The organism is Methanocalculus sp., from assembly GCF_029762515.1.
Classification (GTDB): Archaea; Halobacteriota; Methanomicrobia; order Methanomicrobiales; family Methanocorpusculaceae; genus Methanocalculus.
Window position 1 is genome coordinate 1 of record NZ_JARVGN010000078.1, and the last position, 7013, is coordinate 7013.

Annotated in this window: 8 protein-coding genes and 1 pseudogene; 4 read left to right on the forward strand and 5 right to left on the reverse strand. The window is 51.3% G+C overall.

Going from position 1 to position 7013, the window contains the following annotated elements; translation table 11 throughout:
• The coding region (locus QCH34_RS04130) for a response regulator (RefSeq protein ID WP_300330543.1) at positions 1-888 on the reverse strand (888 nt) is incomplete at its 3' end.
• Between the two features lie 192 nt (positions 889-1080).
• Here QCH34_RS04130 and QCH34_RS04135 point away from each other — a divergent pair.
• Positions 1081-2682 carry a PAS domain S-box protein gene (locus QCH34_RS04135; RefSeq protein WP_300330547.1) on the forward strand — a complete coding sequence of 534 codons (1602 nt, stop codon included), beginning with the start codon at positions 1081-1083 and terminating at the stop codon, positions 2680-2682.
• Between the two features lie 44 nt (positions 2683-2726).
• Here QCH34_RS04135 and QCH34_RS04140 read toward each other — a convergent pair whose 3' ends face one another.
• The gene (locus tag QCH34_RS04140; RefSeq protein ID WP_300330552.1) at positions 2727-3218 is read right to left on the reverse strand and encodes a GyrI-like domain-containing protein; all 492 of its coding nucleotides are present in this window, start codon (positions 3216-3218) and stop codon (positions 2727-2729) included.
• A gap of 180 nt (positions 3219-3398) precedes the next feature.
• On the opposite strand from QCH34_RS04140, the gene QCH34_RS04145 reads away from it, so the two are divergent.
• Complete coding sequence (locus tag QCH34_RS04145) at positions 3399-3800, forward strand: cupin domain-containing protein (RefSeq protein WP_300330555.1); 402 nt, start codon at positions 3399-3401, stop codon at positions 3798-3800.
• Between the two features lie 31 nt (positions 3801-3831).
• Here the strand turns inward: QCH34_RS04145 and QCH34_RS04150 are convergent, their stop codons facing one another.
• Both QCH34_RS04150 and QCH34_RS04155 read right to left on the reverse strand, forming a co-directional pair.
• Positions 3832-4692, reverse strand: coding sequence for a class I SAM-dependent methyltransferase (locus tag QCH34_RS04150; protein WP_300330558.1), 861 nt, complete (start codon positions 4690-4692; stop codon positions 3832-3834).
• A 164-nt stretch (positions 4693-4856) separates the two neighbouring features.
• Positions 4857-6059, reverse strand: coding sequence for a cytochrome c biogenesis protein CcdA (locus QCH34_RS04155; RefSeq protein WP_300330561.1), 1203 nt, complete (start codon positions 6057-6059; stop codon positions 4857-4859).
• 97 nt (positions 6060-6156) lie between these two features.
• Between QCH34_RS04155 and QCH34_RS04160 the strand changes: the two genes are divergently transcribed.
• Entirely contained in the window at positions 6157-6402 is a 246-nt protein-coding gene (locus QCH34_RS04160) for a hypothetical protein (RefSeq protein WP_300330563.1), read from the forward strand.
• Positions 6403-6439: 37 nt separating this feature from the next.
• A complete protein-coding gene (locus QCH34_RS04165) occupies positions 6440-6703 on the forward strand; it encodes a hypothetical protein (protein ID WP_300330566.1) in 264 nt (87 codons plus the stop codon).
• 50 nt (positions 6704-6753) lie between these two features.
• Here QCH34_RS04165 and QCH34_RS04170 read toward each other — a convergent pair.
• Positions 6754-7013, reverse strand: a pseudogene (locus tag QCH34_RS04170) (hypothetical protein); the annotation flags it as partial.

Genomic DNA, 7013 nt, shown 5'->3' on the forward strand with positions numbered 1-7013 from the left:
GTATCCGGCTTTATTGTACCTGATAATGGTATGATCCGGCCGTTGCAGTCCGATGATATCCGGAACACCATCCAGCATCCCTTGAAGGAGCCGCTGAACGTCAGATATTTCAGAATTCGAACGCTTCATCTCTGAGATATCCCGAACCCATTCAAGGAAGAAATCGACGTTTCCATCTGCATCCAGAACCGGTATCACCCGGAGATCGATCCATCTGCCATCGGGGAGGAGCACCTCCCGATGAACCGGCTCCTTTGAGGCAAGAACCTCTTTTGCCTGGCAGTCCGGGCAGATGTCATCATAATCCCTGTATGTCCTGTAGCACTTTGTCTGTACCTGCCGTTTTTCTTCCGGTACAGCCCCAAAGCCCATCCAGTTGCTGTAGAGGATCGTCATCTCAGGATCGTGGATCGAGATCATATCCGGAACAAGGCTCATCACCCTCTTGAACCGCTCCTCACTCTCCCTGGTTGCCCTCTCTGCCCGGTGGAGATCAACCGCCTTTCGTACTTTCCTCTCAAGTTCGGCAAACTGGGATCTCGGATCTCCTCCTTTCTGGAGGTAGAAGTCTGCACCTGCATCAAATGCTTCGATGACGACCTCTTCCCGTCCTTTTCCGGTGAAGATGATGAACGGGGTTGTGTCGCCCCTCTCCCTCAGGGCCTTTAAAAATGCGATCCCGTCCATGTCGGGCATCTGGTAATCGGAGACGATTACATCATAGGATTGCGTCTCCAGCAGGCGAAGTGCATCAATTGCCGTCTCCTGCGTATCAACCCGGATACCGGCGCCTCTCTCAAGAAATGCCTTTCCAATCTCAAGGAGCGCCGGCTCGTCATCCACATAGAGGAGTGAAATCGACGGATCATCGGATCCGGGGGATTGCATATCCTTGAATTGGTACCAAGAACAATAAACCTTCTTCAATGAATTTCCAGCCAAGTGGTTGATCCACATCCCTGTCCATACAGCCTTCCCGGTAGCACCGTGGGAACGCTTCCTTCACCCTTCTGAAAATCACTGTCCCTCCATCCGAATCAATGGAAATAATTATTGTCTCCATTCTCCTAATGACACAATATGCCGATCCCGGGTGAGATCTCCTCTCTCATTGAGACTCTATGGGAGCGGGAGATGCACCTGCCTGTTGATCCAAGGGTGGCGCTTTTAGCTGTCATCTGCTCCACCATTCTCAGCATTCTGCTGAGCATCCTCCTTCTCACCTCAGGCTTCTCAGATATTGCCCAGATCCTCTTCTTCATCCCGATCATCCTTGCCTGTCTCTTCTATCTCCGGCAGGGCCTCATCTACTCGATTATATTAGCGCTTCTGTACCTGATCATCCTCATTTCGGCAGCGGGTATCGATCATCTCGTAAACGGTGTAATCCGGGTTCTCATCTTTATTATCGTCGGCGCAGTCGTCACCTTCCTGATGGAAGGATGGATGGTAACAGAGCGGGGGCTCCGGGCACGGACTCTTGAGCTGAATACGATCAATGAGGCGCTCCAGAGTAAGAATGAGCAGCTTCTTGCACTTGAAGCCGAGATGCAGGCGAACCGTGATGAGATTCAGCGGATGCAGCGGGAGCTCCTCGAGACAAATGACTTCCTGAATAACCTCATCTCCTATACCAATGCCCCGATCGTCGTCTGGGATGCAGAGGGTAAAATTACCCGGTTCAACACGGCTTTTGCACGACTCTCCGGTATCACTGCCGAGGAGGCGATAGGATCAGATCTCAGCATCCTCTTTTGCTCCGACACCTGCGAATCTGCGATGGAGCTGATCCAGGGGGCGAGTTGCGGCTCATCGTGGGAAGGGACAGAGATACCGATACGCACACGAAACAAGGATATCCGTGCTGTTATCTGGAACTCCTCAAATATCCTTGCAGAAGATGGTAAGACGGTGATTGCCACCATTGCCCAGGGCCAGGATGTGACTGATCTGAGAAAGACAGAAAAAGCACTTGATTCAGCGAACAAGCAGCTTGAGATCCTGATGAACCTCACCAGAAACGATCTCAGGAAGGTTGCCCTGCTTCTGATCATCATTTTTGCCACCTACATCTTCCTCTATGACTTCGTCTTCAGGATCGTGCAGGGGGGGCTCACGCTGGATAACATATTCTTCGGCCTTGCGGGCCTCTTCGCGGGTATCCTCGCCATTGGAGTTGCCCTTATTGCGGTTGTGAAAGCTGTCCTGAAGGTGATGAGGAAGCGGGGTATGGTGATCCCGGAGATGCCGCAGATCTTCTCTGAGAAGAGTGTGGAACGTACACCCGGCGGTGAGGAGCCTGGGATGTCCCTGACACAATTCCTTACGCGAACCGAGGATAGTACTCTTGGACGGATCATCATCTACCTGATCATCGCAGAGTTTGGCATATTCTCGTCACGGACGATCGCTGCAGTAACAGCCGAGGCAGGGCTGACATTCTTCATCATGTATGTCGGAGCCTGCTTCATCTTTATCAGGCTCGTCTACACAGACTATCTCGTCGGGTTGAGGCATTTCGGCATCGTATTCCTCCTCGGACTGATCCTCTCACTGATCCTCGGTCATTTCTGGGGAGGAATCCCGCTTGAGATCCTCTTCTCTCCCGAATACTTCGGATCAGAAGCCCTTGTCGCACTGATCACCGGGATCTCGCTCAGCCTGTTTATGTCAAGTAAATAGGGGATTGAAGGTTTTAACTTCTCAAAAGCTCTTCTTAGCCTGCCTCATTTCACGCCAAGGCAGATCTCGACACGATGGAGCTTCTCCGGGTCTTCGTCCGGACAGTTGAGATAGTGCTCATATCCCGGCCTTGAGAGATCGAGTTCGACATTATTCTCCCCAAGCCATTCTGCCAGTGCACACCAGACGGGACCATACTCCTCAGGCCCGGTGAGTTCGGCCTTCATAACTGCATACTTTCCTCCGGGGAGGGTCTGCTTCCGTACCTCTCCCTCCGTGGGGATCTCTGTTCCGGGGGGGATCGTCATGCAGACATCGACCCTCAGCTCTTCCGGCGGAGTGGTGTCGGGGTCATTGTAATAGGCAGATAACATCTGAGTCTCCGGCGAAATCAGCTGCTTTTCGCCTGCCCATCCGCAGAGCGTACCAAACAGCTTTTCAAAGACGCTCGCATTTCCAAGATAATTCCCTACAAATGTGACCGATGCGACCTCTCTCGCATCGATCTCCTGAATTTCCGGTGTAGATACATTCATTCAATAACACCTCACTGTGTGTCATATCAATCTTCTCCACGGGATGCAATAAAACCCCAACCGCTGAGTGTGAAAGTGAACGTAGCAGGTAATTGCCATCTCCAAAACCCTGATATAATCCCCACACCCAGTGGTAACTGAGCGGCTTTGCCGTACAAAAAAAGATTGGAGGAATACGATATGAAGAAAGGATTTGCAGCAGATATTGAGACAGAGACCTTAAAGAACACTGATTTCAGGAGAGTCCTGTATACCGGGAAGTACAGCCAGCTCGTGCTGATGTGCCTAAAGGCTGGCGAGGAGATCGGATCAGAGGTGCATGATGATATTGATCAGTTCTTCCGCTTTGAAGAGGGTGAAGGAAAGGTTGTCATCGATGGTGTTTCACATGCAGTCAAAGACGGCAGTGCCGTGGTTGTTCCTGCGGGTGCAGAACATAACGTGATCAATACCTCAAAGACAGCCGATCTGAAGTTATACACCATCTACTCCCCGCCGGAACACCAGGATAAGACGATCCATAAAACAAAGGCAGAAGCAGAAGCTGCCCACGAGCATTTCGACGGGAAGACGACCGAGTAACTCTCTTTTCAACAACCCCTCGTTTTTTTGTTTACCTGTTTGAATGCACAAGATCCGTCTTCTCCCACCAGATCCTGACACGGGTCGAGTTGCCGGGAATGATGATCGTGCCGTCATCCTGAATGGTATGTCTCTCAAGGTATCTCCTGATCAGATCCTTCTGGTCATCAGTCTCTGCAAAGAATCTCCCGGAAAAGTGTTCGACCGCCTCTTCAAGGGTCTCGAACCGGTTGATATGCCGGAAGGGGAATGACTCGATATGTGGGTAGATTCCCATCGAGTAGAGGACATTATAGAGGATATCGCATTTCGGGGAGGGCACATACTCACATCCATGAAGTTGTGGCCAGAGATCACGTGACATCGCATCCCAGGAGGTCTCGCCCGCAAACCAGTAGATCGCGATATATTTTGATGCAGCCTCCTCAATCTTCTGAATCGCTCCGCGAATGTCGGGGAGATCAAGAGAGTAGGAGGCAAAGACAATGTCGTATGGCGGCTCCAGATCCGCTTTCACATGGACATCCTCCCATCGTTTCCTGATAAGGGTGATATTGCCGCACTTTTCCTCTTCGATCTTCTCGGCAAATACAGCAGCCATTCCTTCAGATGGCTCAACCGCGGTAAGATGCGCCACCTGCTTTGCAATCGGGATGGCTATTGCCCCCGGTCCCGAGCCGATATCGAGGACCCGCGAATCCGGGGTCAGCGGGAGTTCCTTCAGGGTTTTGTTGATCCGCTCGCCATTGTTTTCGTGCGCCATCGCATAGAACCGGCGTGCCGCGTCCTTAGCATCCCAGAAGCTCGCATCGTTCTTCTCCATGTTGGTCGCATGGTGCTCTCTCTGCTGTTCTCTCCAGATCAAATTCCAGTCGATTGTCGTGGGCTGCATCAGGTATCACCGGCATACAAAAAGGATGGCAGGAGCTTTGAAATGGCATAGATTACTCTGCCACCGTTCTCCTATTAATGTAATTAGTTATTGTATGCATTAAGTATTACGAAAAACATCTCTTGTTTTACAAAACCGCTTTGCGAATGGTGAACCGTCTCCCTTTATACTATCCCAAGCAGCATAGACGCCCCTATTCCGATCATGAAGATGCCGATTACAAGCCTCACCGGACGGTTGTACCGGTATCTCAGTGCCTCAACACGGTCAGGGGATGTACCGGAGTAGACGATTCCAAGGGCGATTACAAGGGGGAGCACGAAGATGATATTGTAGAGGATCAGGTATGGCAGCCCCTCTGCAAAGGTCATCCGATCAGAAATCAACCCCAGTATCGCAAGATAGATCCCGCCTGTGCAGGGGAGCTCGACGAGGCTGACGAGTGCCCCAAGCGCAACTGCCGAGGGGATGGTGGCACGCCGAATATTCCTGCTGATCTTCTCTTTTGCCGCTTCCGGAATCGAGAGGGAAAAGCCGTTCTGTTTCAGCACCAGATCCATAATCTGAATGAAACCGGCTCCTATCACCACAAGAGCGGCGATGGTTAGGACCGGTCCTGAAATCCCAAGGCTATGGACGAACCCAAGGAGTGCGAGCCCGGCAACAAGGTATACGGCAAAGACAACCCCGATATAGGTGAGCCCGACAATAAGCAGCCTTCGTCTGTCATGGAGGGAGGTGAGGTATGCGAGGAGGATAAAGAGGACGGCGAAGGCACAGGGGTTGATGCTGTCGACAGCCGCCGCTGCCAGTACTGAGAGCACAGTCACCTCAAGCCGCCCGGAAGAGCCGTTATCCGGTGCAGTAAGGTTTCCGGTGCCCTCTGTTCCCCCGGATGGGTGATCCGGGATCACGGGGCCCGCGAAGGCGATCGGCTTTTTGGCATCAGCAACGAGATCTCCCTCATGCCTCAGGTACGGCAGAAGGGAGATGCGGATCTCCTCCTCTCCGGAGAAGGTCATGTTCCCGAGAAGAAGGAGGGGAATGATATATGATCCGATGGAGCGGTTCTGGATGGTATCATGGAAGAGATCCAGGTTCGTCCTGTTGTATGCGATCTCAATGGAGAGAAGACGAACCTCCGGGTATTCATCGGCAACCGCCTCCACCAGAGGTTGCATGCGGGTACAGCTTGCGCAGGTGATGCTATGGAAGAAGATCGCATCAATCGTCTCAACAGGTGTATCTGTCGATTGAGGTTTTGGAATGGCATCAGCTGCTGTACCGGTGGCAACAAGGAGGCAGAGGAGCATGAAGGTGATGGCGGGGATTCGAAGAGAAACACCCCCCCTCTTTTCACGCATCATCTTCTGTCTCCATTCATTGTCTCCGTATAGGGAAGATCTCTCTTTTTGTTTTGATGTGAAGAACTAATAAATACCTCTTCATTGGTTACCTGTATTCATGAATGAGTCTCTGAAGCAGTATGGGATCTGGGCTGCAATCATTCTGGTTATTCTGCTTGTTGCGGGAATCTCCTGGCAGGCGGGGTCCCAGGCAGGATATGCAGGGGGATTTGTAGATGGAATGGACTCGGCAGAAGATGTCTACAACTCTGCTATCAGTACAAAATGTAAGAACTGCTTATTCAAATGCAATTATGCAGAAAACAGATTTGAATGCCTATCTGATTGCGATCTGATCTGTTGAGGAATGAATAAATAGCTTGCAGGTATTCTCACTTCCAATGGATGAGCAGACAAAAAAGTATGGAGCCCTGGTTGCAGCAATACTGATTGCTATCGCAGTCGGGGTGGTTTCGTACCAGGCAGGTGTCCAGTCGGGCTATTCTGCCGGCTTTGAAGATGGCGAACTCGCAGGCGCAGCTGTGCTGAATCTACCCGGCTCCACCACCTACAATAAATGCCTGAATTACTGTTACGTAAACTATGCAGAAAGGCAAACAATCCTCGATTCCTGTCTCCAGAACTGCGAGATTACGTACAAATGAATGAGCCGGGGGGAATGCCTGCTTCTCCCCCGTCGTATTTTATTCTCTCTTCAAACGTCTTCTTTCCCGAGCAGATACTCTGCCTCTCTTTCGGCTGCTTCTGAATACCTATCTTCAATAAGATTGCTAAGATCCGGGTAACGCGGGTTTATGATGAGTGCTGAGCCACCGTCCGAGAGGCCGATCACGTCTGCACTCCGAACCAGCCTTCCCGAAAAGGCAGCTTCAATTTCGAGATAGACAACATGATCGACCCGTTTCACAACAGATGCGATCACTGTCCGTGGTGCAAGCTCAGACTGGTCGGAAT

Excerpts from the sequence above, each read along its gene's own strand:
- QCH34_RS04135 (WP_300330547.1), top strand. The coding sequence starts at position 1,081 with ATGCCGATCCCGGGTGAGATCTCCTCTCTCATTGAGACTCTATGGGAG.
- QCH34_RS04140 (WP_300330552.1), bottom strand. The coding sequence starts at position 3,218 with ATGAATGTATCTACACCGGAAATTCAGGAGATCGATGCGAGAGAGGTC.
- QCH34_RS04145 (WP_300330555.1), top strand. The coding sequence starts at position 3,399 with ATGAAGAAAGGATTTGCAGCAGATATTGAGACAGAGACCTTAAAGAAC.
- QCH34_RS04150 (WP_300330558.1), bottom strand. The coding sequence starts at position 4,692 with ATGCAGCCCACGACAATCGACTGGAATTTGATCTGGAGAGAACAGCAG.
- QCH34_RS04155 (WP_300330561.1), bottom strand. The coding sequence starts at position 6,059 with ATGATGCGTGAAAAGAGGGGGGGTGTTTCTCTTCGAATCCCCGCCATC.
- QCH34_RS04160 (WP_300330563.1), top strand. The coding sequence starts at position 6,157 with ATGAATGAGTCTCTGAAGCAGTATGGGATCTGGGCTGCAATCATTCTG.
- QCH34_RS04165 (WP_300330566.1), top strand. The coding sequence starts at position 6,440 with ATGGATGAGCAGACAAAAAAGTATGGAGCCCTGGTTGCAGCAATACTG.